Source organism: Blautia sp. HCN-20427 (assembly GCF_037890365.1).
Lineage (GTDB): Bacteria > Bacillota > Clostridia > Lachnospirales > Lachnospiraceae > Blautia.
In genome coordinates this window covers 1-23,171 of the sequence record NZ_JBBKBX010000035.1, presented here as the reverse complement: position 1 = coordinate 23,171, position 23,171 = coordinate 1, and the positions used below count along the sequence as shown (strand labels likewise).

25 protein-coding genes and 2 pseudogenes are annotated in these 23,171 nt (G+C 41.8%); 20 read left to right on the top strand and 7 right to left on the bottom strand.

What is annotated here, in order from left to right:
* Positions 1 to 35: 35 nt before the first annotated feature.
* From WKT17_RS15260 to WKT17_RS15180, 17 genes and pseudogenes are all read left to right on the top strand, one after another.
* Positions 36 to 410 carry a hypothetical protein gene (locus tag WKT17_RS15260; RefSeq protein WP_021426405.1) on the top strand — a complete coding sequence of 125 codons (375 nt, stop codon included), beginning with the start codon at positions 36 to 38 and terminating at the stop codon, positions 408 to 410.
* A gap of 294 nt (positions 411 to 704) precedes the next feature.
* Positions 705 to 1,196 (top strand): nucleotidyltransferase domain-containing protein, encoded by a 492-nt coding sequence (locus WKT17_RS15255; RefSeq protein WP_009263190.1) that lies wholly within the window; start codon positions 705 to 707, stop codon positions 1,194 to 1,196.
* 148 nt (positions 1,197 to 1,344) lie between these two features.
* Entirely contained in the window at positions 1,345 to 1,860 is a 516-nt protein-coding gene (locus WKT17_RS15250; RefSeq protein WP_340273484.1) for a helix-turn-helix domain-containing protein, read from the top strand.
* 242 nt (positions 1,861 to 2,102) lie between these two features.
* Complete coding sequence (locus tag WKT17_RS15245; protein WP_009268903.1) at positions 2,103 to 2,318, top strand: Maff2 family mobile element protein; 216 nt, start codon at positions 2,103 to 2,105, stop codon at positions 2,316 to 2,318.
* A gap of 19 nt (positions 2,319 to 2,337) precedes the next feature.
* A complete protein-coding gene (locus tag WKT17_RS15240) occupies positions 2,338 to 3,210 on the top strand; it encodes a VirB6/TrbL-like conjugal transfer protein, CD1112 family (RefSeq protein ID WP_117468708.1) in 873 nt (290 codons plus the stop codon).
* A 20-nt stretch (positions 3,211 to 3,230) separates the two neighbouring features.
* Entirely contained in the window at positions 3,231 to 3,635 is a 405-nt protein-coding gene (locus WKT17_RS15235) for a PrgI family protein (RefSeq protein ID WP_054705754.1), read from the top strand.
* Positions 3,604 to 6,021 (top strand): VirB4-like conjugal transfer ATPase, CD1110 family, encoded by a 2,418-nt coding sequence (locus WKT17_RS15230; protein WP_117468707.1) that lies wholly within the window; start codon positions 3,604 to 3,606, stop codon positions 6,019 to 6,021. Before WKT17_RS15235 ends, WKT17_RS15230 begins: the two co-directional genes overlap by 32 nt.
* Position 6,022: 1 nt before the next feature.
* Positions 6,023 to 8,290, top strand: a complete 2,268-nt coding sequence (locus WKT17_RS15225) for a C40 family peptidase (protein WP_117468716.1) — start codon at positions 6,023 to 6,025, stop codon at positions 8,288 to 8,290.
* Between the two features lie 19 nt (positions 8,291 to 8,309).
* Entirely contained in the window at positions 8,310 to 8,618 is a 309-nt protein-coding gene (locus WKT17_RS15220; protein ID WP_016439433.1) for a DUF4315 family protein, read from the top strand.
* Positions 8,593 to 9,312 carry a DUF4366 domain-containing protein gene (locus WKT17_RS15215; RefSeq protein ID WP_117468706.1) on the top strand — a complete coding sequence of 240 codons (720 nt, stop codon included), beginning with the start codon at positions 8,593 to 8,595 and terminating at the stop codon, positions 9,310 to 9,312. The genes WKT17_RS15220 and WKT17_RS15215 overlap by 26 nt, the downstream gene beginning before the upstream one ends.
* A 75-nt stretch (positions 9,313 to 9,387) precedes the next feature.
* Positions 9,388 to 11,499, top strand: coding sequence for a DNA topoisomerase 3 (locus WKT17_RS15210; protein WP_117468705.1), 2,112 nt, complete (start codon positions 9,388 to 9,390; stop codon positions 11,497 to 11,499).
* 12 nt (positions 11,500 to 11,511) lie between these two features.
* Positions 11,512 to 12,567 carry a DUF5688 family protein gene (locus WKT17_RS15205; protein ID WP_117468704.1) on the top strand — a complete coding sequence of 352 codons (1,056 nt, stop codon included), beginning with the start codon at positions 11,512 to 11,514 and terminating at the stop codon, positions 12,565 to 12,567.
* Between the two features lie 89 nt (positions 12,568 to 12,656).
* Entirely contained in the window at positions 12,657 to 14,606 is a 1,950-nt protein-coding gene (locus WKT17_RS15200; RefSeq protein WP_117468703.1) for a YodL domain-containing protein, read from the top strand.
* Complete coding sequence (locus WKT17_RS15195) at positions 14,603 to 14,863, top strand: transposon-transfer assisting family protein (protein ID WP_117468702.1); 261 nt, start codon at positions 14,603 to 14,605, stop codon at positions 14,861 to 14,863. Before WKT17_RS15200 ends, WKT17_RS15195 begins: the two co-directional genes overlap by 4 nt.
* Positions 14,853 to 15,728, top strand: coding sequence for a DUF4316 domain-containing protein (locus WKT17_RS15190; RefSeq protein ID WP_117468701.1), 876 nt, complete (start codon positions 14,853 to 14,855; stop codon positions 15,726 to 15,728). The genes WKT17_RS15195 and WKT17_RS15190 overlap by 11 nt, the downstream gene beginning before the upstream one ends.
* A gap of 5 nt (positions 15,729 to 15,733) precedes the next feature.
* Positions 15,734 to 16,024 (top strand): molecular chaperone, encoded by a 291-nt coding sequence (locus WKT17_RS15185; protein ID WP_117468700.1) that lies wholly within the window; start codon positions 15,734 to 15,736, stop codon positions 16,022 to 16,024.
* A gap of 255 nt (positions 16,025 to 16,279) precedes the next feature.
* Positions 16,280 to 16,456, top strand: a pseudogene (locus WKT17_RS15180) (recombinase family protein); the annotation flags it as partial.
* A gap of 7 nt (positions 16,457 to 16,463) precedes the next feature.
* On the opposite strand, the gene WKT17_RS15175 reads toward WKT17_RS15180, so the two are convergent.
* The 7 genes from WKT17_RS15175 to WKT17_RS15145 all read right to left on the bottom strand — a co-directional run bounded on the left by WKT17_RS15175 (position 16,464) and on the right by WKT17_RS15145 (position 21,169).
* Positions 16,464 to 18,137: a recombinase family protein gene (locus WKT17_RS15175; RefSeq protein WP_002604471.1), complete on the bottom strand. Its 1,674-nt coding sequence runs from the start codon at positions 18,135 to 18,137 to the stop codon at positions 16,464 to 16,466.
* Positions 18,138 to 18,214: 77 nt separating this feature from the next.
* Positions 18,215 to 18,388, bottom strand: coding sequence for a transposon-encoded TnpW family protein (locus WKT17_RS15170; protein WP_002604472.1), 174 nt, complete (start codon positions 18,386 to 18,388; stop codon positions 18,215 to 18,217).
* 231 nt (positions 18,389 to 18,619) lie between these two features.
* Positions 18,620 to 18,835 (bottom strand): hypothetical protein, encoded by a 216-nt coding sequence (locus tag WKT17_RS15165; RefSeq protein WP_206671749.1) that lies wholly within the window; start codon positions 18,833 to 18,835, stop codon positions 18,620 to 18,622.
* An 11-nt stretch (positions 18,836 to 18,846) separates the two neighbouring features.
* On the bottom strand, positions 18,847 to 19,089 hold the full coding sequence (locus WKT17_RS15160; protein WP_002604473.1) for a helix-turn-helix domain-containing protein: 243 nt from the start codon (positions 19,087 to 19,089) through the stop codon (positions 18,847 to 18,849).
* Entirely contained in the window at positions 19,073 to 19,510 is a 438-nt protein-coding gene (locus WKT17_RS15155) for a sigma-70 family RNA polymerase sigma factor (RefSeq protein WP_002604474.1), read from the bottom strand. The genes WKT17_RS15160 and WKT17_RS15155 overlap by 17 nt, the downstream gene beginning before the upstream one ends.
* Before the next feature lie 473 nt (positions 19,511 to 19,983).
* A complete protein-coding gene (gene rlmN / locus WKT17_RS15150; protein WP_002584956.1) occupies positions 19,984 to 20,967 on the bottom strand; it encodes a 23S rRNA (adenine(2503)-C(2))-methyltransferase RlmN in 984 nt (327 codons plus the stop codon).
* A gap of 16 nt (positions 20,968 to 20,983) precedes the next feature.
* Positions 20,984 to 21,169 carry a cysteine-rich KTR domain-containing protein gene (locus tag WKT17_RS15145; RefSeq protein WP_003431289.1) on the bottom strand — a complete coding sequence of 62 codons (186 nt, stop codon included), beginning with the start codon at positions 21,167 to 21,169 and terminating at the stop codon, positions 20,984 to 20,986.
* A 398-nt stretch (positions 21,170 to 21,567) separates the two neighbouring features.
* Here WKT17_RS15145 and WKT17_RS15140 point away from each other — a divergent pair, with 398 nt between their 5' ends.
* The 3 genes and pseudogenes from WKT17_RS15140 to WKT17_RS15130 form a co-directional block, all read left to right on the top strand.
* On the top strand, positions 21,568 to 21,924 hold the full coding sequence (locus WKT17_RS15140; RefSeq protein WP_002584957.1) for a helix-turn-helix transcriptional regulator: 357 nt from the start codon (positions 21,568 to 21,570) through the stop codon (positions 21,922 to 21,924).
* Positions 21,925 to 22,125: 201 nt separating this feature from the next.
* The gene (locus tag WKT17_RS15135; protein WP_002584958.1) at positions 22,126 to 22,455 is read left to right on the top strand and encodes a plasmid mobilization protein; all 330 of its coding nucleotides are present in this window, start codon (positions 22,126 to 22,128) and stop codon (positions 22,453 to 22,455) included.
* Positions 22,416 to 22,892: pseudogene (locus WKT17_RS15130) on the top strand (relaxase/mobilization nuclease domain-containing protein); the annotation flags it as partial. The gene WKT17_RS15135 and the pseudogene WKT17_RS15130, both read left to right, overlap by 40 nt.
* Positions 22,893 to 23,171: the final 279 nt, after the last annotated feature.

The window sequence follows — 23,171 nt, the reverse complement described above, 5'->3', positions numbered from 1 at the left end:
AATAAGAATAAGATTTAATTATAGGAGTGTATTAAATGTGGCTTTTAGGGAGTATTTTTATAATCACATCGCTATTAGTTCTATATCTAAAATATAGGGTTGTTTTTACTGGCGAAAAATGCAAAGGGAAAATAATCGACATTGTAGAACAAAATGCTGGTTATTCAGTAGGTGGTGTTAATGTTAAAAAGCATGCTTATATAGTGAAGATTAAAAACAAAAAGTATTATACTGCACATGGTTGTTTCTTTTTATCATTGGGAAAGAGGAAGGTTGGAAAAGAAATTTCTGTATTTAAGAATGAAAAATATGGAAATGAGGTTTTCAAATGCTTTGATTTTCGTATAGAGGTTGTTGCTTTATTAGTATTTTTATTTGGCGTTTTTATAATTTACTCAGGCTTACGATAAAGTCAAGCAGGTTTCAGTTTGAGGAGGAGATACACGCAAAGACAAATTTCAGTTTGCAGAACTCAATATGGAAAGATAAAGTTTTTAATAACGATGAGGGCAGTCAGATAAAAACTGATTGTCCTCATCTAATAAGTATAGAAAACACAGGAGCAGTATGGTAAAATGAGAATAACAAATTGGAATTTTAAAAAGGAGTGTGATGACCATGATTTTTGATTTTGAGCCTTGGCAATTAGATATTGATATTGACTTAACTAAACAATTATATAGAAGTTGTAAAGGAGACTTTGTATGGGTAGAAAAGAAATAACAACAAAAGAAGATTTAATGAAAGTAATAGAATTATTCGAAAATACTGGAATTACATACTGGTTGGATGGCGGATGGGGTGTAGATATTTTAGCTGGTAAACAAACAAGAATTCATAGAGATATAGATATAAATTTTGATGCTCAACATACGGAAAAATTGTTAAATGTGCTTTTGAATCTGGGCTATAAAATTGATACAGACTGGAAACCGGTTAGAATAGAGTTATATAGTGATGAACTTGGTTACTTAGACATTCACCCGTTCGTTTTAAATGAGGACGGAACTTCAAAACAAGCTGATTTAGAGGGTGGATGGTATGAGTTTGAAAAAGATTACTTTGGTAGTGTTTTTTTTGAAGGCAAAACAATTCCTTGTATATCTTTAAAAGGCCAAAAAGTTTTCCATTCAGGTTATGAATTAAGAGATAAAGATAAGCATGATATTTCAATTCTTGAAAGTTTATCAAAATAACATCGCTGTAATTTCTAAGATAAATTGCAGTTTGTAGAACTGAAAAATATGAATTTGATGCAATAATGGGAGATGTTAATTTGCGTTGCTTGTGGCAATGGTTGTTTTGATATTTAATGATTGTATCAAAACAAAGGAGGCACAGGGTATGTTAAACGAGAATATTAGAAATTTGCGAAAATCAAAAGGACTTTCGCAAGAAGAACTAGCTATCAGGTTAAACGTAGTAAGGCAAACAATATCCAAATGGGAAAAAGGATTATCCGTTCCTGATTCAAGTATGATTATTTCATTAGCAGAGGAATTAGATACATCTGTAAGCACCTTACTTGGGGAAACTGTACAGGAAGAATGTTTGGATAAAGAAAATATGAAGAGCATTTCAGAGAAGCTTGAAGTTATCAATCTTCAACTTGCTAAAAGAAGTTCTATGAGAGTTCATACAGTCCGTTATTTGCTTATTTCATTATGTGCAATTATTACAATAATTTTTATTGCTTTTGCTGCTATGAATGGTGAATATTTGACTTGGGATTTTAATGATCCAGAGTTGGCAATCGTAGGTACTCTATTACATGGTTTTGAGTTTTTATTTATCAGATTGGCCCCATTTCTTCTTACGGGATCAATCATTGGAATTGTATTCACATATAAAAAACGATAAATCAAATTTCATAAGAAAAACAGAATAAAAAGCGTTAGAGCATGTAGATATCCATCTATGTGCTCTTTTTTTGCGTTTTTTTAAGAAAAGGTCCTGATGATCAGGCAGAAAGGAGAAAAAAGTGAAGATAAAAATAAGATCACCTTGCAAATAAAACAGGTAAAAAAAGAGGTCTGAATAATAGGGAAAGGAGAGAGGAAACGCTGACAGACCATAGAAACAGCGTTTATTCAGAAAAGAATATGGGATTTTTCGGAAGTGCAATTACAATCTTACAGACATTAGTCGTAGCGATTGGTGCAGGTCTTGGTGTCTGGGGAGTTATCAACCTGATGGAAGGTTACGGAAATGATAATCCGGGCGCAAAATCACAGGGAATTAAGCAGCTTATGAGTGGCGGTGGTGTGATCCTGATCGGTACACAGTTGATTCCGCTTTTGAGTGGATTATTTGGTTAAAGGAAAGGAGTAGAGATCCATGTTCAATCAAATTTTTGATGCGATTGAGGAATGGATGAGGGAACTTCTAACAGGTATGATCAGTTCTAACCTGGACCGTATGTTTACGGATGTCAATCAGAAGACAAGTGAGATTGCGGGCCAGGTTGGACAGACGCCACAAGGATGGAATGGCAGTATCTTTAGTATGATCGAAGGACTGTCAAATTCAGTCATCATGCCGATTGCAGGTATCATCATAACATTTGTACTGTGTTATGAACTGATCTCCATGCTGACAGAGCGAAATAATATGCATGATATTGATACATGGATGTTCTTTAAGTATTTTGTAAAAATGTGGATTGCCGTTTATCTGGTAAGCAATACGTTTACCATTACGATGGCGGTCTTTGATGTAGGACAAAACGTCGTAAACTCGGCGGCAGGGCTGGTTTCAGGAGATACATCCATTGATATCAGCTCTGCGATCACAGATTTATCTGCTACATTAGAAAGCATGGAGATCGGAGAACTTGTGATATTGGCATTGGAAACTTTGATCGTAAGTTTCTGTATGAAGATCATGTCTGTACTCATTACGGTTATCTTGTATGTCCGTATGATAGAAATTTACCTTTATACCTCAGTTGCACCGATCCCATTCGCAACGATGAGCAACAGAGAGTGGGGACAGATCGGAACGAATTATTTCAGAGGACTCTTTGCCCTGGCATTCCAGGCATTTCTGATGATGGTATGTGTTGCTATTTATGCAGTATTAGTGGCCGGCATCCAGTTTTCAGATAATCTGAGTTCCTCATTATTTGGTGTAATGGCATATACGGTGATCTTATGTTTCAGTCTGTTCAAGACAGGATCACTTAGTAAGTCAATCTTTAATGCACATTAAAAAGAAAGGAAGTGAAACACATGGCGTATGTGAGTGTGCCGAAAGATTTAACGAAGGTAAAAAATAAAGTGGCATTTAATCTTACGAAAAGGCAATTGATCTGTATTGGCATTGGAGCAGCTATGGGAATTCCCTGTTATTTTCTCTTTAGAAATGCTCTTGGAATCAATAATGCTGCAGTCCTTATGGTACTTATGATGCTGCCGGCCTTTTTGTTTGCCATGTATGAGAAAGATGGAATGCATCTGGAAGACGTATTGATGCATGTGATCCGGGTGAAATTTATCCGGCCATCTGTCAGAAAATATGAAACTGAAAACTATTATGAATCGGATCCAGATGGAGAAGATCAGAAAACGATGAGAAAGGAAGAAAGGAAAGGGGGAAATAGTGGTGGTAAGAAAAAGAAAAAAGGCCGCAAATAAAAAGAAGAATGGAAAAAAAGATGTAAAGAAACTTACCGTTCAACAGACCATTGCCTACAAAGAAATGGGAAGGGATGGTATTTGCAGGGTGCAGGGAAATGTCTATTCCAAATGTATCCGGTTTTACGATATCAACTACCAGTTGGCGCAGAATGAAGACAAGAATGCGATCTTTGAAAACTGGTGTGATTTCCTGAACTATTTTGACAGCAGCATACATTTTCAGCTCAGTTTTATCAATCATAAGAGCAGCATGAAGGAGTTTGAGCAGGTGATCAAGATCAGTCCACAGGGAGATGCTTATGATGATATCCGTATGGAATATGCCAATATGCTGAAAAAACAGCTTGCAAGAGGAAACAATGGTTTGGTGAAAACGAAATACATCACCTTTTCCATTGAAGCGGAAAATATCCGGGAAGCAAAACCGAAGCTGGAGCGTATCGAATCCGATATCCTAAATAACTTTAAGATCCTTGGTGTGATGGCGTATCCTCTGAATGGGGAAGAACGATTACGGATTTTGTATGAAACCTTTAATCCGGATTCTACGGTGGATTTCCAGTTTGATTATGGTTCTATGATTAAAACTGGTTTAAACACAAAAGATTATGTAGCGCCTACCAGTTTTGTCTTTAAGGAAGGGAAGACCTTCCAGATGGGAAATACGATGGGGGCGGTTTCTTATTTACAGATTCTGGCTCCGGAGCTGACAGACAAGATGCTGGCAGAGTTTTTGGATATTGATAAGGACTTGATCGTAAATCTGCATATTCAGTCTGTGGATCAGATGAAAGCGATCAAGCTGGTAAAAAGTAAAGTAACGGATATCAACAGAATGAAAATTGAAGAGCAGAAAAAAGCAGTAAGAGCAGGGTACGATATGGATATCATTCCGTCGGATCTGAATACCTATGGAGGGGAAGCAAAACGGCTTTTGGAAGATCTGCAGTCACGAAATGAGCGTATGTTCCTTGTAACAGCGCTCTTTTTAAATACCGCAAAAAGCAAGCAGGAATTGGATAATGCGATCTTTCAGACAGCCGGTATCGCACAGAAATATAATTGTATGTTAAAGCGTCTGGATTATCAGCAGGAAGAAGGCTTGATGAGCAGCCTTCCCCTTGGGGTTAGCCATATTCCGATAAAAAGAGCGCTGACAACGACCAGTACAGCGATTTTTGTACCATTTACCACACAGGAATTATTTATGGGCGGCGATTCTTTGTATTATGGACTGAACGCTACCAGCAATAATCTGATTATGGTAGATAGAAAGAAGTCGAAAAACCCTAATGGCCTGATCCTCGGTACACCCGGTTCAGGAAAATCCTTTGCAGCAAAAAGGGAAATGACGAATGTATTTTTTACAACCAATGATGACATTATCATTGGAGATCCGGAAGGTGAGTATTATCCGTTGGTCCATGCTTTGGGAGGACAGGTCATCCATATTTCCCCAAACAGTAAGGATTACATCAATCCGATGGATATCAACATGAATTATTCTGAGGATGATAATCCGCTGGGAGTAAAATCTGACTTTATTTTATCCCTTTGTGAATTGATCATGGGAAGCCGGGATGGAATTGAAGCAGAAGAAAAGTCTGTCATTGACCGATGCCTTCCGCTTGTATATCAGAACTATTTTTCTGATCCGAAACCGGAAAATATGCCGATCCTTGGAGATCTGTATGATTGTCTCCGCAAACAGAAAGAACCCCAGGCACAGAGGATTGCCACAGCTCTGGAAATCTATGTCAACGGATCTTTGAAGGTGTTCAATCACCAGACCAACGTAGAACTGAATAACAGGATTGTCTGTTTTGATATCAAGGAGCTTGGAAAGCAGTTGAAAAAGCTTGGAATGCTCATCATACAGGATCAGGTATGGAACCGGGTGACTGTCAACCGAGGCGTGAAGTCTACTTGGTACTATATCGATGAATTCCATCTTCTTCTGAAAGAAGAGCAGACCGCATCTTATTCGGTGGAGATCTTCAAGAGATTTAGGAAGTGGCAGGGCATTCCGACAGGAATCACGCAGAATATAAAGGACCTTCTTGCTAGCCGGGAGATTGAAAATATTTTGGACAATAGTGATTTTATTTTGATGTTAAATCAGGCTGCAGGTGACCGGCAGATCCTGGCAAAACAATTAAATATCTCACCGTATCAGTTGTCTTATGTTACGAATTCCGGGGAAGGAGAAGGACTTCTCTTTTATGGGACAACGATCATTCCGTTTAAGGATAAGTTTGATAAGTCCCTGAAGTTATATTCTCTGATGACAACAAAGCCGGAAGAAGTGGAACAAAGAGAAAAGGAAGGAGGCGGAAATCTTGGCAGGGAAAGAACTGAAAGGAAGAGAGAAAGTTGTAAGTAAAATGACAAGAGACGGTCTGACGGAAGAAAATCTGGCAGATGGTTCCGTAAAAGATATCAGCCATAAAAGCCGGGGCAGACCGCCGGAAATGAAACAGGACTTTGTTTTTGACCGGGAAAAGAAGAAAGCCCAGCAGTCGGATGGACAAGGAGAGGAACGGAATCTGCAAAAAAAGCAGATCCGAAAATCCTCTTTGCGAAAAGAAGCAATATCTGAAGAACCTATTTTAGAAGAATCTGTGTTAGATGGAGAAGGAACTGGAGAGAAAAACGTTTTTGGAGAATCCCCCAAATACAAGAAAAAGTTTCGGGAACATGCACAGATACCGGAAGATGACTCCTTGACAGGACAGAAGAAAAAGATCCGGAAAAAGCAGATCCAAAAACAGATGAGAAAAGAGCAGACAAAATCCGGAAGATTATCCTTTGATGATGAGGAAAATCAGATGGTAAAAGGCCCGGGGATGAAACCGGGCAGGACCATTGGAAGGTATGCGGTAAGAGATGCAGTTTCAAAAGGGGTATCGGATCCAGAAGAAGAGGAACAGGATGTTGCAACGGAAACGGTTCAGTTTGCAGAAAGAGGGACCGAAACAGCAATAAGAGGTCTGCGCTATGCACAGCATCGGAGCCAGCGTGCAGATGTAAAGGCAAACCGGAGAGGATATCATCTGGATGAAACCGGAGAAAAGTTAAAATTTGGTATGAGTGACAGCATGGGGAAAGCAGGGGCGGAGGAAACGGCCAAAAAGTCGGAAGAGAAGAAAAGGGTTTTGAACCGCTTTTTCCAGAGAAAACGATATAAGGATGCCTATCGGGCTGCCAGAACAGGAAAATCTGCAGGCAGTGCAGGCGGGGCGGCAACTGTTGCCGGCGTTGAGAATATAACCGTGAAAGCGAAGATCGCATTAAAAGAGATTGTGAAGCGGAATCGGGCTGTATTTTTCGGCGCCGGTATTTTTGTGCTTTTATTTCTGATCGTGGCAGTATCTTTGGGAAGCTGCAGCGCTTCCATACAAGGGGGAGGCTCTGTGATCGAGATCACCACATATCCGGGAACAGATGAAGATATCTATGCAGCTGAGAACTACTATGTTTCTTTGGAAATAGCTTTGAACCAGCAGATCAATGAGATGGAAACCACTCATCCGGACTATGACGAATACCAGTACAACGTAGGCGAGATCGCTCATAATCCGTATCATCTGATCTCCTATCTGACAGCAAAATATGGGGATTGGAAATTTGAAGACATCAAGGATGAATTACAGGCTTTATTTGAAGCACAGTACAGCTTGGATACAGAAAGCAAAACAGAAACCGTGACAGAAACGAAGACAGTACGGGTAGGGGAATCCTTAGGGAACGTAGTTACCAGCGGTTACTGTAATTGTTCGATCTGTTGCGGGCAATGGTCAGGCGGTCCTACAGCGAGTGGCGTTTATCCAACCGCAAACCATACGATCGCGGTAGATGCTTCTGATCCATTTGTTCCGATGGGAACAAAGATTGTGATGAATGGCGTGGAATATACCGTAGAGGATACGGGAGCCTTTGCAAGATATGGAGTGCAGTTCGATGTTTACTATGATAATCATAGCGCAGCATCCGCACATGGTCATAAGACCTGGGAAGCGTTTATTGCGGATAGTAACGGAAGCAATGAAGTGACAGTAACGAATACGACAACGAAGAAGATCTTGTATGTGACATTAGGGAATACGGGATTTGATGCAGTCGCAAGAGCTAATCTGAATGAAGAACAGATGATCCTATACAATGCTTTGAATACCACCTATGGAAACAGAAATTACTTGTGGGATATAGGAAATATCTCCACAGGCTCCGGTTCGGACGGAATGAGTTATGAGATACCGCCGGAAGCATTACAAGATGAAGAATTTGCCCGGATGATCCGGGAAGCTGAGAAATATCTGGGAGTCCCGTATGTATGGGGAGGATATTCCCCTTCTGGATTTGACTGTTCCGGATTTGTATCCTATGTGATCAATCATTGTGGAAACGGATGGAACCTGGGAAGACAGACTGCAGAGGGATTGCGAAACAGTTGTACGTTTGTTTCTCCGGGCGATGCAAAGCCGGGAGATCTGATCTTTTTCCAGGGAACGTATAGTACGCCAGGAGCAAGCCATGTGGGTATCTATGTGGGAAATAACATGATGATCCATTGTGGAGATCCGATCCATTATTCCAATATCGGTACAGCATACTGGCAGCAACATTTTATGTGTTTTGGCAGATTGCCATAAGAAAAGGAGAGTGAAAGATTTGAATAAAAAAATCAAGAAATATATGGAGGAGATCCATAAGACAGAACAGAAGATCGCTGATCTTCAGCAGTATCTCAAAGGACTTCATGCTGCTTTAAAACAGGAAGAAGATAATGAGATGATCAAAAGCATCCGTGGAATGAAATTAGACAGTCATGCCCTGCATGATCTTCTGAATGGAATCCAGGAAGGAACCGTAAAATTTCAGGTCAGCCAGGAGTCTGAGGAAGAAGGAACAGGCTCCTTTGTATTTACAGAAAAGAAAGAGGAGGGACATCCGTATGGTGAAATGGAAAAAACTGAATAAGAAAGTGGCAGGAGTATTGTTAGGCGTTATGGTGCTTTTTTCTGCATCCACAACAGCCTTTGCATATGTGGATCCGTCGGCAGAGACGACAAATACAGAAGCGGCACAGACGGAGACGGTACAGAATAAAGAAACAGAAAAGCCGGCAGATGAGGGGGTTCTGCCGGAAAATAATAAAACAGAGAAGAAAGAAGATGCTTTTACAGAACCGGGAAATGGGGAAGTCCAGGATGATATCCAGAATGGATCCAGTAAAGAATTCCTTACGATCACAACAAAGAATAACAATACCTTTTATCTTGTGATTGACCGCAGTTCTACCTCCCAGAATGTATATCTGTTATCTCAGGTAGATGAAAATGATCTGAAGGAATTTGTGGATCAGGAAAAAGAGCCGGCAACTGTCACACCCACTCCGCAGGTAGTCATCGATGAAAATAAAACCGAAGAAACCGATAAAAAAGAAGAGATAGCAAAGCCAGAAAAAGAGAAGATGCCACAAGCGAATATGGGAGCAATGGCAGCAATCCTTATTCTTGCGTTAGGTGGAGTTGCAGCTTATTACTACTTCAAGATCTATAAGCCAAAGAAAGAGGAAGAAGATGATTTTGAAGAGGAAGGACTGGAAACAAGTGATGGCTTGGAAATCATCAATGAGGATGAATTTGAAGACCGGGAAGAAGAAAATGAATAAAAAATAAAAAAAATGAGTGGAACGCCCTGTATTTTTGGGGCGTTTCCTTTCGTTATATGAAGGAGGTAATAAGTTATGTATTTAGTAATTGCAGAAAAACCAAGCGTGTCCAAAGCGATTGCAGAAGTGATCGGGGCATCAAAAAAAGAAGAAGGGTATCTGGAAGGAAAGGGCTGCATTGTCAGTTGGTGTTTTGGCCATCTTGCAGAATATGTTTCACCGGATTCTTATGATGAAAGGTTCACCAGATGGCTGTATGAGGATCTTCCAATCATCCCAGAAGAATGGAAACTAGCAGTATCCAAAGATAAGAAAGAACAGTTCTATATTTTGAAAAAGCTGCTGAACCGCCCGGATATCGAGTTTGTGGTAAATGCCTGTGACGCCGGACGGGAAGGAGAACTTATCTTTAAGCATGTATATGATCTGTCCGGAAGTAAAAAGCCGGTCAAGAGATTATGGATCAGTTCATTGGAAAGTTCTTCGATCTTAGAAGGGATGGAACATCTGAAAGCTGGAGAAACCTATCATAATCTGGCAGAAGCGGCGGTTTGCCGGGCACAGGCAGACTGGCTTGTCGGTATGAATGCGACAAGAGCTTACACAACAAAATATTTTAAAAAGCTGACAGTAGGACGCGTGCAGACGCCGACACTTGCCATGCTTGTCGAAAGACAGAATCAGATTTCAGGTTTCAAAAAAGAAAAATATTTTAATGTAGTTTTGGATTTTGATGGACTGATCGCAGAGAAGAAGAAAATCTTCGATGTGGAAGAAGCAGAAAGAATGTGGAAAACCTGTCAGGGCAGTGATGCGATTGTGGAAAAGGTGGAGTCAAAGGAAAAGACGGTAAAACCGCCGAAACTGTATGACCTGACAACCCTACAGAGAGAGGCGAACCGTATCTATGGAATGACTGCTCAGCAGACATTAAATGCGGCGCAGAGCCTATATGAGCAGAAGCTGATCACTTATCCGCGTACAGACAGCCAGTATTTGACAAGTGATATGGAAGAAACAGCGAAACACGTGATCCGTAAGATCCATGAAAAATATCAATTGCTGGGACCGTTTGACCAGCCAAAAACACCGGAGGTAAAGAAGGTACTGAATGACAAGAAAGTATCGGATCATCATGCAATCATTCCTACGGTAGAACTTGCAGAATTTGACTTCTCTAAGCTAAGAGAATGGGAACAGAAGATTTTATTCCTGATCGCAGTACATACCGTAGAAGCAATGGAAGAAGATCATGTATTCATGGAGACAGAGGTGGAAGTACGATGTCAGGATGAAATATTTAAAGCAAAAGGAAAAGTGATCAAACAGATCGGTTGGAAACTGTATGAGGAATGCTTTAAGAATGAGGATGGACTTGCTATAGAAAACCCGGCGGATGCAGGGAAGGACCGCATTCCCAAAGTAGAAGTAAATCATAAGTTTTACAACGTATCCGCAGCAAAGACGGAACATTTTACAGCACCACCGAAACCGTATAGTGAGGATACCCTGCTTGCAGCTATGGAAACCGCTGGAAATAAAGAATTTGAGGAAGATACCGAGAAGAAAGGGCTGGGCACTCCGGCAACAAGAGCAGGAATCATAGAAAAACTGATCGCTTCCCAGTATGCGGTACGAAAAGGTAAACAGATCCTTCCGACAGAGGACGGAAAAGTATTGATCGATATCTTACCGGATTTCTTGAAGTCTGCCACCATGACAGCCGAATGGGAAAACCAACTGTTAGAGATGGAGCAGGGAAAGATGGCTCCTGGGCAGTTTATGACAGGTATCGAAAAACTGATTTCCATGATGTTAAATCATTGTGACTCCATTCCGGAAGAAGAGACACGAAGGTTCCAGAAAAAAGAGAGCGTGGGAACCTGTCCGGTCTGTGGCGGTCTGGTCTATGAAGGAAAGAAAAATTTCTATTGCGGCAACCGTGAATGTAATTTCTGTCTCTGGAAAGAAAACAAGTATTTACAGAGTATGGAAAAGGATATGGATGTCAGGATGGCTGCTGAGCTTCTGAAGAATGGAAGTGTTCATGTGAAGGATCTATATTCCAGAAAGAAAGATCTGTATTTTGAAGCAGATCTGCATATGGAAGTCGATGAAAACGGGAGAGTGACATTTTCGTTATCTTTCCCGAAAAGAAAAACAATGAAGAAAAATAAGAGAAAATAGGAGGAATAAAATATGGAATTTAATCAATTTGTTGACGAAGTAAAGGGAAGAATCAAACAGTTTCTTCCGATTGAATATGAAGATGCACAGGTAAGAATCGAAGAGGTAAAGAAATTAAATGAGAATTATCTCGGAATTACGGTCTTAAAAGAAAATCAGGTAATCGCTCCCACTTTTAATCTGAATCAATTGTACAAAATGTATCAGTCAGATCCAGAGGTTTCTATGGGAAGCATTTTGAGAAGCATTACGGAACTGGTGCTTGATGTACCGGAGCAGTTTAATCCGAAGAGCATTACAGAATATGAGAATGCAAAGAAGAAGCTGTTCATCCGCGTATCTTCGGCAGAAAAAAATGAAGAAATGCTGCAGAACGTACCTCACCAGATGAGAGAAGATCTGGCAATTACCTATCATCTTGCCATCCGCATTGATGATATTGGGGTGGGTTCTACGACGATCACGAATGATATTTTAAAGCGTTATGGGATCAGTGAGGAACAGCTTCATGCAGATGCTATGGAAAACAGTCCGAATGTCAGACCCATCCATGTGATGGTAATGGGAAGTATGATTGAGCAGCTTATGGGAATGGGACCAGAAACAATTCTGAAAGATGAATCTGTTCAGAATATTGCAGAAGTTATCTCAAATGGAATGGGAAGTGAGAATCCGATGTTTATTGTAACGAACTCACAGACAGTAGGTGGAGCAGGTGTGATTTTTTATCCGGAAGTAATGGATCAGATCGGGGAAGGCTTTCAGGGAAACTTTTTTATTCTGCCTTCTTCCACTCATGAAACATTAGTCATTCCGGATAATGGAGCATTTGATTACCGGGTTCTGGAGGATATGGTCCAGACGATCAATGAAAATGAAGTCGCTCCGGAAGAACGACTTTCCGATCATGTCTATCATTATGATGTGAAAGACCGGGTATTTGAAAGGGCAGATAAATTTGAAGAGCGTCAGAAAGAAAAGGCAGCTCAGCTCGATAAAAATGAATATACCGGAAAAGAGCAGAGTATGAAGCAGCCGAAAGCTAAGAAACATGAGATGGAATTATAGAAGTGTAGAGTCCGTATAACGATAAAATGGGAATCCCTCATACACACGGCTGTATGGGGGATTTTTTAAAAGAGAAAGAGAGGAAATGAATGAGCGAAGAATTGACAAAAACCAAATTACTTCCCATACAAGGGAAAGATATGGACAGTATCATGCAAAACCTGGAAACAGGAGTCGCAGAATTATTTACCAGTGAACGGTATCAGGAATATTTGAAAACCATGTCAAAATTCCATAATTATTCTTTTAATAATACGCTGTTGATCGCCATGCAAAGACCGGATGCCACCCTAGTAACGGGATATCGGAACTGGCAGTCTATGGGCAGACAGGTAAAAAAAGGGGAGAAGGGAATCACCATTATCGCACCGGCGCCGATCAAAAGGAAAAAGGAGCAGGCAGTATTGGATCAGGATCAGAAACCAGTCATCGGTCCGGATGGAAAACCAAAGACGGAAGAGGTGGAGGTCACACTTCCGTGTTTCAAGGCCATCACAGTATTTGATATTGAACAGACCACAGGAGAGCCGATCCAGACACTTGCTCCGGAAATCTTGACAGCGGCAGTAGAAGATTTTGATTTATTCCTGGAAGCAATCCGGGAAATCTCACCAGTGCCGATACGATTCGATGCGATCGAAGGATCTGCAAACGGTTATTATCACAACCTGGATAAAGAGATCGTGATCAAAAAAGAAATGAGCCAGAGCCAGACCTTAAAAACAGCGATCCATGAAACCGCACATGCAAGGTTACATGATAAGGAGATCATGGAAAACCAGGGCATCGAGAAGGACCGGCTGACAAAAGAAGTGGAAGCAGAGTCAGTCGCGTATTGTGTGTGCTCTGCCTTTGAACTGGATACGTCAGAATACAGTTTTCCGTATATTGCAGGTTGGAGCAGTGGAAAAGAAATGAGAGAATTGAAAGCATCTATGGATGTGATCCGTAAGACGGCCGGAGAAATGATCGATGAACTGACAGAAAAAATAGAAATGATGCTGGAACAGAAACAAGAGAAATTACTTGCTGCAGTAGAAGCTGCCGGATACCGTTTTGCAAAAGAAGAAAGCAATTCCCAACATCTGCAGTTTATTCCGGACGGCACTCATAGGATGCAGGGACATTTATTTGCAAAATCCTGGAATGAAGTGGAACGATGGGTAGATGCAATCATAGAAAAAGGAGATCCAATCCAGAAAGAACGTGTAGAGCGAGTAATCTATCCGGAACGGTTTGAACAGAGTTTTGAAGAAATGATGTTTACAAGAAAAGAATGCAGACTCTCAATTTATCATTTAGATGAAAATGGCTCTGGAAAAGATCAATTATTTGTAGGAATGGAAGACTTGCAGAAAAAAGGGATCACGGTAACTGCTGATCAGTATCGATGTGTTTATTCCAGCCTGTATCTGCCAAATGAAGATATGAATGCGATTTACAGTATTTTTAATGATGATCCACCGGCAGATTATAAGGTACACTCCCTGTCTGTCAGTGATGTTGTGATTATGAATCAGAATGGGGATATGAAAGCATATTTTGTGGATCGCTTTGGCTTCCAGGAACTTCCGGATTTTGTGGAAGAGAGAAAAAAGATACTTGGAATGGAAAGTGACATTCAGAAAAAGGATGTCTTAGAGCAAACGAGCTGTATCAGCTTCTATGCGGCAGAATGTTCAGAGTTTCCGGTATTAGGAGAAGTTCATCATGATCTTACTTTGCCGGAAGCTTTAGAAGCGTATGAGAAGATACCGGCAGAACGGATGAATGGGATCAAGTCTGTTGGATTTAACCTGCAGGAAGGAAGCGATTATGACGGAATGATGGATCTGATGGTTGCCGGAAGATCACAAAGAGAGATCTTAGATTCCATACCATTCTATAAAGAAAATAAGTTGGTGCAGGAAGCTTTGAAACGTGTAGAACAATATATCGAAGAAAAGTCTCTGAATGTAGAGAAAACCAGACCAAAAGAAGAAAAAGGAGAGATACAGAAAACCAAATCTCAAAAAAGAAGGGAGGATATGAGCTTATGAGTAAAGTAACATTTGAAGAAGATGAATTGGCGGTTGTGGCTCTTTTCCAGGAAAACACTAGAAAAGATACGATAGATATTTTGAAAGACACTTTAGAGGTATTGGAAGAAACGAAAGAAGATCCATTGGAAGACGATCTGCTGGAAACCATTGCATCTGCGATCAGTAAGTTACAGATGATAGAAGATAAATATTATTATTCCTTGGATTTGAATCGTTATCTGAATAACCTGGAGGATGATGCTTATGAAGAATGATCAATTTGCAGTTTACCGAGTAGACCGTAATTCGGAAGGGAGAGACCTTTGGCACCTTTCCTATCAGGAAGCGGTAAGCAGGAAACTTGCGATACGGATTGAACATTACCGACAGATAAATCTCAGACCATTATTGCCGGGGGAGAGTGCAATTGCTTTATGGAAACGCATGAAAGAGTCCTGTGAAGTCAGTGATGTGCTTGTACTGAATCAGAATGGGGAAATTCATTGTTATTATGTCAATGAAGACTATCCACAGCTTTTATCAGGGTTCATCCGATTAAACCCGTCAGGTACATTGGTCACGTTGGATACGGAAAATTATCGCATTAGTGGCAAGCCGGGAAACTGGATGGCTACGGATGATATCATTATTGATGGAAAACAGTTTTATCTCATGGAGCATCAGGAATATCACAGACAGGTTGCCTATATCATCCTAGACAGTTATGGAAAGATGATCATGGAGGAATGTCAGAATGGATTTGATGAAAAAACCAAACAGAAACTCCATGAGCTTATGAAAGCACCGGAACAAAGGGAACAGAAACATCAAAAAAATAGAGACAGGCTGGAACATTATCAGAAATTTTTTGAGAATGGGACTTATGAGAGAAGCTGGGAATCCGGAACAGAAGGAAATTATAATATGGTGGATGGGCAGGTAAACAATCTGAAAAGTGCAGAAGGGAAAAGAGTGGAAAGAAAGCCGGTACAGAGACCAGAACAATCCTCAAAAAAGAAACCAAAGAAAAGAGAGTCGGTGATCAAGAGATTACGGGAAAAACAGATTGCAATCGCTGTGAAATCTGGAAAACCGGTACCGAGATATTTGGAGCAGGATATGGAAAGGAGGAGAGGATAGATGCTATGAAACTGTCAAAGTATGAAAAAGAAACGATTATCCTGACAAATGAAGAAGATCGATATTACAGTGTCTATACATTTAATCAGGGATTACAGAAACGATTAAAGAATTTTGCAGAGAGATATCCGGAATGCTGCTATCTAAGCAACTCAACAAAAGAAGGAAGTGAAACCTATATAATCCAAAAGGGACGGTTATCATTGAATTTAAGACCTCCTTATGCAAAGGAACGAATTCAGAAAGCATTAGAAACAATTCAAATAGCACGTGAAGAGAAGTTGGATGATTCATAAGACACAATTTAAGCGAAAAATATCTCATGACCATGAGGAAAAATGAAAGCAAAAAGTATTCTGTGATAAAGTAATAAGGCTTAGAAGAGAAAATGTCTCTTCTAGGCTTTTTTTAGTAAAAAAGTAGTTGGGGAATATGTTTTTGAAACGACAATAAGTATCGTAAAATTTACACCGGAGGGCTATACTTTTTTAAAACGATGATAATCGTCTTTTTTAAATTGCAAGAATACATAACGAAAGGAGGTTAAGAGAATGTCAAGGACTTCAAAGATTACAGCCCTCTATGAGCGATTATCAAGGGACGATGACCTTACTGGCGAGTCAAATTCAATCATCAATCAGAAGAAATACTTGGAAGATTATGCTCGTAGAAATGGGTTCGGTAACATTCGACATTTTACGGACGATGGTTTTTCGGGTGTGAATTTTGCTGGGGTTAGATAGCGATACTTTTTACATCTACCATGTTGCGGCGGTCATGGTTGACAACTTGCGTCGGCTCCTGCTCGGTATCAACCTGTCCGACAAAGCTATAATGGATTTCGATTTTCCGGGTGTTGGTTTCCCGGTCTAATTCATGTATCAAAATACGGTCGATAAACTCATGGACGTTTTCATAGGTCAATTCCTGTATGTCGCTGTATTTCCCGACAATCTGAATAAACCTTGATATATCCCTTTTTCGCTCGGTAACGGTTGCGATCTGCTGTTGTAACTCGTCTATCCTTGCGGCAAGGGATTTCTTTTCGTCCTCATAGCCGGAAGTTAGAAACACAAACCGTTCATCTGTCAGTCTGCCTAATGCGTTGTCCTCATACAGCTTGCGGAAAAGCGTGTCAAGTTCGGTCATACGCGCCTGTGCTTTGAAAAGTTCCTTTTGCTGCTGCGCTAATGCCTTTCTCGCTTCCATGTCGCCGTACTCGGTAGCTTTACAGATAAAGTCCTGTTCGTGTTCCTTAACATACCGCAAAACCCGCCGCATATCTTCCAGCACTAAATCAAGAAGTACGTTTTTGCGGATATAATGAGAGGTACACTCGCTGCCTGTCCTTGCCCTGTTGCGCCATGCGCCGCAAGAATAGGAAAACTTGCGCGGCTCGATATTTACGCCCTGTTGGTAATACATCTTATGTCTGCAACCAGCGCAAAACAGCAAGCCGGAAAAAATATCAATCTCCGCTGCTTTTGTCGGGCGGTGGCGGGTAGCAATCCGCTTTTGCGCAAGTTCAAAGGTTTCCTCGTCAACAAGCGGCTCATGGGTGTTTGGGAAGAAATAGCGTTGTTCTTCTTCGTTCTTCCGGGTCTTTTTCGACTTGTAGGATACCTTGTGAGTTTTCGCGGTTATGGTATGCCCTAAATATTCCTGCCTTGCTAATATGTCATAGAGCGTTTTGTCCGGCCAAGTATAGGGGGCGATCATTGCCCGCTGATACCGCGCCTGTCCTGTACGCTGATAGCGCAACGCTCCAATCGTCAAGACTTTGTTTTCCGCAAGCCATTTTTGGATTTCGCACATACGCACGCCGCTAACAAACATAGCGAAAACCTGTTTGACAATCGGCGCGGTTTCCGGGTCGGGTATAAGGTGGTGGCGGTTGTTCGGGTCTGGGATATAGCCGTATGGATATTCCCCGTTGACGCGCTCGCCTTTTTGCGCCTGTGCCTGTTTAACTGCGCGGATTTTCTTGCTTGTGTCGCGGGCGTAAAACTCGTTAAACCAGTTCCGCAAGGGGGTAAACTCGTTATCCTCCCGCGCTGTGTCAACTCCGTCGTTGATCGCGATATAGCGTACTCCGTTTTCGGGAAATACAATCTCTATGAGTTCGCCCGTTTTCAGATAGTTTCTGCCAAGACGGGAAAGGTCTTTGGTAATGACCGTCGCCACTCGTCCGGCTTCCACTTCCTGCAACATCGCTTGCAGCCCCTCGCGCTCAAAACTCACGCCGGAAAATCCGTCGTCCACAAAAAACTTTGTGTTCAAAAAATGGTGTTCGTCCGCATAGCGTTGAAGTATCATTTTTTGGTGCTGTATGCTTCCGCTTTCTCCGGCTTGCATATCCTCTTGACTTAAACGGCAGTAAAGGGCGGTGATTTTATTCGACTGTAACATTAGTCCTCCTTTCCGACAGCCGAATAAACAGGTATAATGTGTTGCTATCATTATACCATATCCCGCCGCCTAATGCACTACTCGGACGCTAAAAATCCCGGATTTCCGGGCTTTTTCTGCAAATCCTTTACAATGAGTTTCTCAATCTTTTTATGGATTGTATCGGTTGCCTTTTCACTCGGCAACGCTTGAACAAGATAGGTGATTTTCCCTATTTTGCGTTCGGTTGTAATTGTCTGTTTTTTATCCATTAGAAAAACCTCCTTTTCCTGTATGGATAAACTATATTCGTCAAAAGGCAAAAACGGGCGGTTGTTAGCTGCAACCTCACGGGAGTTTCACCCCGGCCCATGCTTATGGGTGCGCCGCGCAATACTTTGAGGGTGTTCAACGCGGGAGTATCATTGTGCCGCCTTGTATGTCGTCGCCCACAAGCTGCTAAACCTGTTTTACGGCGCGGTAGTTCTCGCTCGGCTTTTCCCCTATGGGGAAAAGCTGTCATGGCGTACCCGCCGACTGGCTCGGTACAGACGGAATGTACCCGTTTGCCTGTTATGCTGCGCACCAAAGGCCGCTTTCTTTGTCAAAGAACAATAGGCTTTGTCGGCCTGCAAAAGCACATCAACAGCGGATATGCTTTTGCGGAACGACAAATAGCCCATAACGGGAAGCGTGGAAAGGGGACACGCTCCCCGCATGGGCTAAAAGATTATCCTACATGAAAAGCAAGGGTGCGGGTAATAAGGCGCACTTGCAGCCTGTTACGCATTTCCTCGTCCACATAGGAATAGGTATTGCCCGCGTCGTCTTTCAGCGTGCGGGTACAAAGTTTCGCTATGTAACCCTCGTAGTGCTTCAAGATCGCGCACATGGCGGTTGTGTCGCCGTTTGCCGCTGCGGAAATGACAGGGAACGGCAACAGATTTTCAGACTTCCTAACGGTATTCATCATCTGCTTTTCCCTCCAAATACTGTTTGATTTTCGCAAGCGCGGATTTCCTGTGCCGGAAAACCGTCGTGCGTACAACATTCAGCAGTTCGCCAATTTCCGCGTCGCTCATATCCAAGAAGTAGGACAAAAGGATAATGTCGCGTTTCCTTTCGGGCAAAGCGTTAAGGGCTTCGGCAAGCAGTTCATTTTTGACGAGTACATCAAAGCCGGACACTTGAAAACGGAAATAATCGCTTTCGTATTCGTCCGTTGTGAAAAGCTGCGCGAGTTCGCTTTCGCTCAAATCCGAAAAAGTAACTTCGCGTGCTGCGCGTTTCGCAAGAGTGCGGCGGTGGCTTTTCGCTTCGCCGACCAAAGTTTTCTTTGCTAATGCGTCGTACTGATGTTGTATTCTTTCCTTGTCGGAAGAAGATAGCTCCATAGAGTTCACCTCCTTCCCGCGTGGAGTAGAGGACGGGAGTTAAGGGCTTGTCCTCTCTGCCCCTTTCGCTCCGTACCCGTTCGGGAGATGGCTCTTGAGTGCGCTTTTCAGAAAAAAGTTGAAAAAAGCAAAATGCGCCCGTCCGCAAGACGCGGACGGGCGCAAAGGAAATGTAAGCAGTAGCTAAATGTATTGACAGTTCACATTCATAGCCGGAATATCCCGCTTGCGGAGCATAGCTTTTTTTGACCGCAAAGCATTAGGCGGGTTACAGTAAATAAAAATGGACACGGCGATACCTCCCCGATACCGCCGTATCCTTAAAAAAGGGCGACTTTAATACACTACCCGCAATCCATTCTATAATAGGGAACAGCGGCTTTTGCGCAATATTAAATAAAAAAGCCGATAACACATAGGTTTTTTGACCTAATGCGTTATCGGCTCTGCGTCTATGCGTCTGGCACTTTTAATCATTTTTTTTTGAATTTATTATATGTGTTAGCTAACTGTCCACAAGCCGCGTTAATCTCTCTGCCATGAGAAACTCTCATAGTAACTTCAAGTCCTGCTTGCTCTAATTGATGTTTGAATGCAACTATTTCCCGTTTCTGTGGTGCTTTAATTCTTGAATTGCTTGTTGGGTTGTATTGTAACACGTTAATCATAACTTTTTTGCCCCGAAACCATTTTGCAAGTTGTCTTACATCTGAGGGCCGGTCATTTATACCCGGTAAAAGCAAATACGCAAAGACAATTTTGCGATTATGCCTTTCAGAATAGGATAAGGCTTGCTTAACAACATCTTCAATAGCATATATGCGCATGTGAGGAATAATACGATTTCTTGCAGATTGTGTTGCTGCGTGTAAAGATATTGTCAACTGAATTTTAAGATGTTCCTCGCGCAATTTTTTTAATTGATCGACCGGACCAACTGTTGATATGGTAATGCCGTCGGTTGGAAAGTTGAGCCCATATCTATCTCGGAGAATATGGATTGCTTTTATCAAGTTGTCATAATTGAATAAAGGCTCTCCCATACCCATAAAAACGATACGGTTTACTTTTCGACGCAACAATATAATCTGTTGTACGATTTCTGACGATGTTAGATTACGAACAAAGCCATTTCGCCCGGACTCACAAAAAATACAACCAACAGGACAACCGACTTGTGTGCTCACGCAAACAGTTCCACCATCTCGCCGCTTGATAAAAACCGTTTCAATGTATTTGTTGTCTTTCAGTTCGTAAACATACTTTTCAGTATCACTGCTTTTGCAAATATTTTTTACCAACATTGATAGATTTTTTTTGCGTGGTAATTGCTTATATAATTCTTCATATAAGGCTTTTGCTTCATTCTCGCCAATAACTTCCGACATTTCTTTGTAAGTAAATCCGTATGGATCATTCCGTACTTCCGCAGGCGTATATTTAGGTAAACGTTTCATTTTTATATCCTTTCTTCTAAATAATAAAAGTTTGTTTTTCTGTATTTTTGATTACAATCTCTAATTTTTCTACATCAATGATATGCGTCAATTTGCATTTAGGGCAGAAAAGAGGAAAATCTTTTAATACAGTATTATGAAATACTTGAACTCTCGTCTTTCCGTTACAAATCGGACATTTTATCCAATATTTTTTAAGCATTATATTTCACTCGTCCTTTTTACACAAAAAAATGCAGGTCAATCCTCAACATGAGCATTGACCTGCATTTATAATGCACAGAGCAGTACAACAAAACTAAGGCATAGCTTGCACTATGTCTATACTATATCTATACGTCGTTAGTTTTTTGTATAGCATCCGCAAAATAAGCATGACAAAAAAGCCCATGTTGAAAATGGGAAAATCCTTTTTTTCAATGCTTATCTAATACGCATGCTATGCAACATAAACGCCACCTCCTTTTACATAAATTTTATTTTATCAGAAAATCAGTCTACTGTCAATACACAACAGGAAGTATTTAACCTAATGATATGAATTGTGTGGACATATCCAAAAAGAAAGGTGAACTGTAAAATGTAACAGGGTGAATGAAAATGGCAAAAAGACCCGTACCATTGTACGACTTTAAGGCTTTCGGGGCAGCTATAAAAGCCGCGAGAAATGAATACGGCGAGAGCCGCAAAAAGGTAAGCGACGAGTTATATATTTCCCCGCGCTACCTTGCGAATATCGAGAACAAGGGACAACAGCCGAGTTTACAGGTATTCTATGACCTTGTAACCCGGTATCATATTTCGGTAGATCAATTTTTCTTCCCGAACAGCAATGCGGAGAAATCCACCGGGCGGCGGCAGCTTGACGCGCTGCTGGACGGTATGAGCGATAAAGGCATACGGATTGTAACCGCAACAGCAAGGGAGATAACGGAAGTCGAAAAAGCAGAGGATTAACCTCACAATATGAGAAATCGGGAGATTGCAGCGCATGGCGGCTGCAATCTTTTTTTGCGTCCAAAATCAAAGGAACGCGCAACAAATACCGCCTTTCGGTGGGGGTATGGAGTAGATAGCAAGCACAGCAAACGAGTACCCGTTTGCGGAAAATGCTTGTTGGGATAATCCCAAACCCTTATACCGAAAGGCGGTGCGGAAATGGAAAACCGAAAGAGAAATATACAGATGAAGTTTTACGTTACGGAAGAAGAAAAGCGGCTGATCGACGAGAAGATGAAGCAGCTTCCCATAAAGCAGTATGGGGCATACTTCCGTAAAATGGCGATAGACGGGTATATTCTTGTCGTTGACCGAAGCGACACAAAAGCATATATCCGGGAACTGCAAGCGGTGAGCCGGAACATCAACCAAATTGCAAAACGCGCCAATGCGACGGGGACGGTTTACAGGCAGGATATAGAGGACATTAAAAAGGCGGTGGACGAGATATGGCGGTTACAAAGACGCACCCTATTAAATCAACCTTAAAGGCTGCGATAGACTATATCTTAAATCCCGAAAAGACAGACGGGAAGCTGCTTGCGTCCTCTTTCGGCTGCGGGCTGGAAACCGCCGATATTGAGTTTGCATGGACGCGGGAAGCTGCCGGAGATCGCGGCACACATTTAGGGCGGCACTTGATACAATCCTTTGCGGTGGGAGAAACCACACCGGAAGAAGCGCACAAAATCGGCATGGAACTTGCCGGGGCGGTATTAGGCGGCAAGTATGAGTTTGTTTTGACAACTCACGTCGATAAAGACCATCTGCATAATCACTTGATTTTCAACGCGGTTAGCTTCGTTGACTACAAAAAGTACCATTCCAACAAGCAAAGCTATCACTTTATCCGGCGCACCAGCGACAGGATATGTAAAGAGCATGGGCTATCCGTCGTCGTACCGGGACAGGACAAGGGAAAAAATGCAGATAAAGAAGCTGCCCGATCTCGCCGCGCTGCGCAAGGAGTATAGAAGCTTAAACGACAGGAAAACCAAATTGTATGAAGATTATCGGCAAGCCAAGAAGCAAATGCAGGAATACGGCGTTGTCAAAAAGAACGTCGATAGTATTCTTTACCCGTCCCAAAGCAGGGCGCGGGAGCAGGAGCGATAAGGCGCAAAACATGGGGTGGCAAGTGGAATGTTAAGGGCTGAAAACGCCTGTGTTTCTGCGGCTTCCAGCGCATGAAAACGACATAGACG

Excerpts from the sequence above, each read along its gene's own strand:
- WKT17_RS15175 (WP_002604471.1), bottom strand. The coding sequence starts at position 18,137 with ATGTTACAGTCGAATAAAATCACCGCCCTTTACTGCCGTTTAAGTCAA.
- WKT17_RS15155 (WP_002604474.1), bottom strand. The coding sequence starts at position 19,510 with ATGGAGCTATCTTCTTCCGACAAGGAAAGAATACAACATCAGTACGAC.
- WKT17_RS15215 (WP_117468706.1), top strand. The coding sequence starts at position 8,593 with ATGGTGAAATGGAAAAAACTGAATAAGAAAGTGGCAGGAGTATTGTTA.
- WKT17_RS15185 (WP_117468700.1), top strand. The coding sequence starts at position 15,734 with ATGAAACTGTCAAAGTATGAAAAAGAAACGATTATCCTGACAAATGAA.
- WKT17_RS15245 (WP_009268903.1), top strand. The coding sequence starts at position 2,103 with ATGGGATTTTTCGGAAGTGCAATTACAATCTTACAGACATTAGTCGTA.
- WKT17_RS15135 (WP_002584958.1), top strand. The coding sequence starts at position 22,126 with ATGGAAAACCGAAAGAGAAATATACAGATGAAGTTTTACGTTACGGAA.
- WKT17_RS15235 (WP_054705754.1), top strand. The coding sequence starts at position 3,231 with ATGGCGTATGTGAGTGTGCCGAAAGATTTAACGAAGGTAAAAAATAAA.
- WKT17_RS15260 (WP_021426405.1), top strand. The coding sequence starts at position 36 with ATGTGGCTTTTAGGGAGTATTTTTATAATCACATCGCTATTAGTTCTA.
- WKT17_RS15210 (WP_117468705.1), top strand. The coding sequence starts at position 9,388 with ATGTATTTAGTAATTGCAGAAAAACCAAGCGTGTCCAAAGCGATTGCA.
- WKT17_RS15200 (WP_117468703.1), top strand. The coding sequence starts at position 12,657 with ATGAGCGAAGAATTGACAAAAACCAAATTACTTCCCATACAAGGGAAA.
- WKT17_RS15190 (WP_117468701.1), top strand. The coding sequence starts at position 14,853 with ATGAAGAATGATCAATTTGCAGTTTACCGAGTAGACCGTAATTCGGAA.
- WKT17_RS15240 (WP_117468708.1), top strand. The coding sequence starts at position 2,338 with ATGTTCAATCAAATTTTTGATGCGATTGAGGAATGGATGAGGGAACTT.
- WKT17_RS15250 (WP_340273484.1), top strand. The coding sequence starts at position 1,345 with ATGTTAAACGAGAATATTAGAAATTTGCGAAAATCAAAAGGACTTTCG.
- WKT17_RS15225 (WP_117468716.1), top strand. The coding sequence starts at position 6,023 with ATGACAAGAGACGGTCTGACGGAAGAAAATCTGGCAGATGGTTCCGTA.
- WKT17_RS15255 (WP_009263190.1), top strand. The coding sequence starts at position 705 with ATGGGTAGAAAAGAAATAACAACAAAAGAAGATTTAATGAAAGTAATA.
- WKT17_RS15195 (WP_117468702.1), top strand. The coding sequence starts at position 14,603 with ATGAGTAAAGTAACATTTGAAGAAGATGAATTGGCGGTTGTGGCTCTT.
- WKT17_RS15145 (WP_003431289.1), bottom strand. The coding sequence starts at position 21,169 with ATGCTTAAAAAATATTGGATAAAATGTCCGATTTGTAACGGAAAGACG.
- WKT17_RS15170 (WP_002604472.1), bottom strand. The coding sequence starts at position 18,388 with ATGGATAAAAAACAGACAATTACAACCGAACGCAAAATAGGGAAAATC.
- WKT17_RS15160 (WP_002604473.1), bottom strand. The coding sequence starts at position 19,089 with ATGATGAATACCGTTAGGAAGTCTGAAAATCTGTTGCCGTTCCCTGTC.
- WKT17_RS15140 (WP_002584957.1), top strand. The coding sequence starts at position 21,568 with ATGGCAAAAAGACCCGTACCATTGTACGACTTTAAGGCTTTCGGGGCA.
- WKT17_RS15165 (WP_206671749.1), bottom strand. The coding sequence starts at position 18,835 with ATGCGGGGAGCGTGTCCCCTTTCCACGCTTCCCGTTATGGGCTATTTG.
- WKT17_RS15205 (WP_117468704.1), top strand. The coding sequence starts at position 11,512 with ATGGAATTTAATCAATTTGTTGACGAAGTAAAGGGAAGAATCAAACAG.
- rlmN (WP_002584956.1), bottom strand. The coding sequence starts at position 20,967 with ATGAAACGTTTACCTAAATATACGCCTGCGGAAGTACGGAATGATCCA.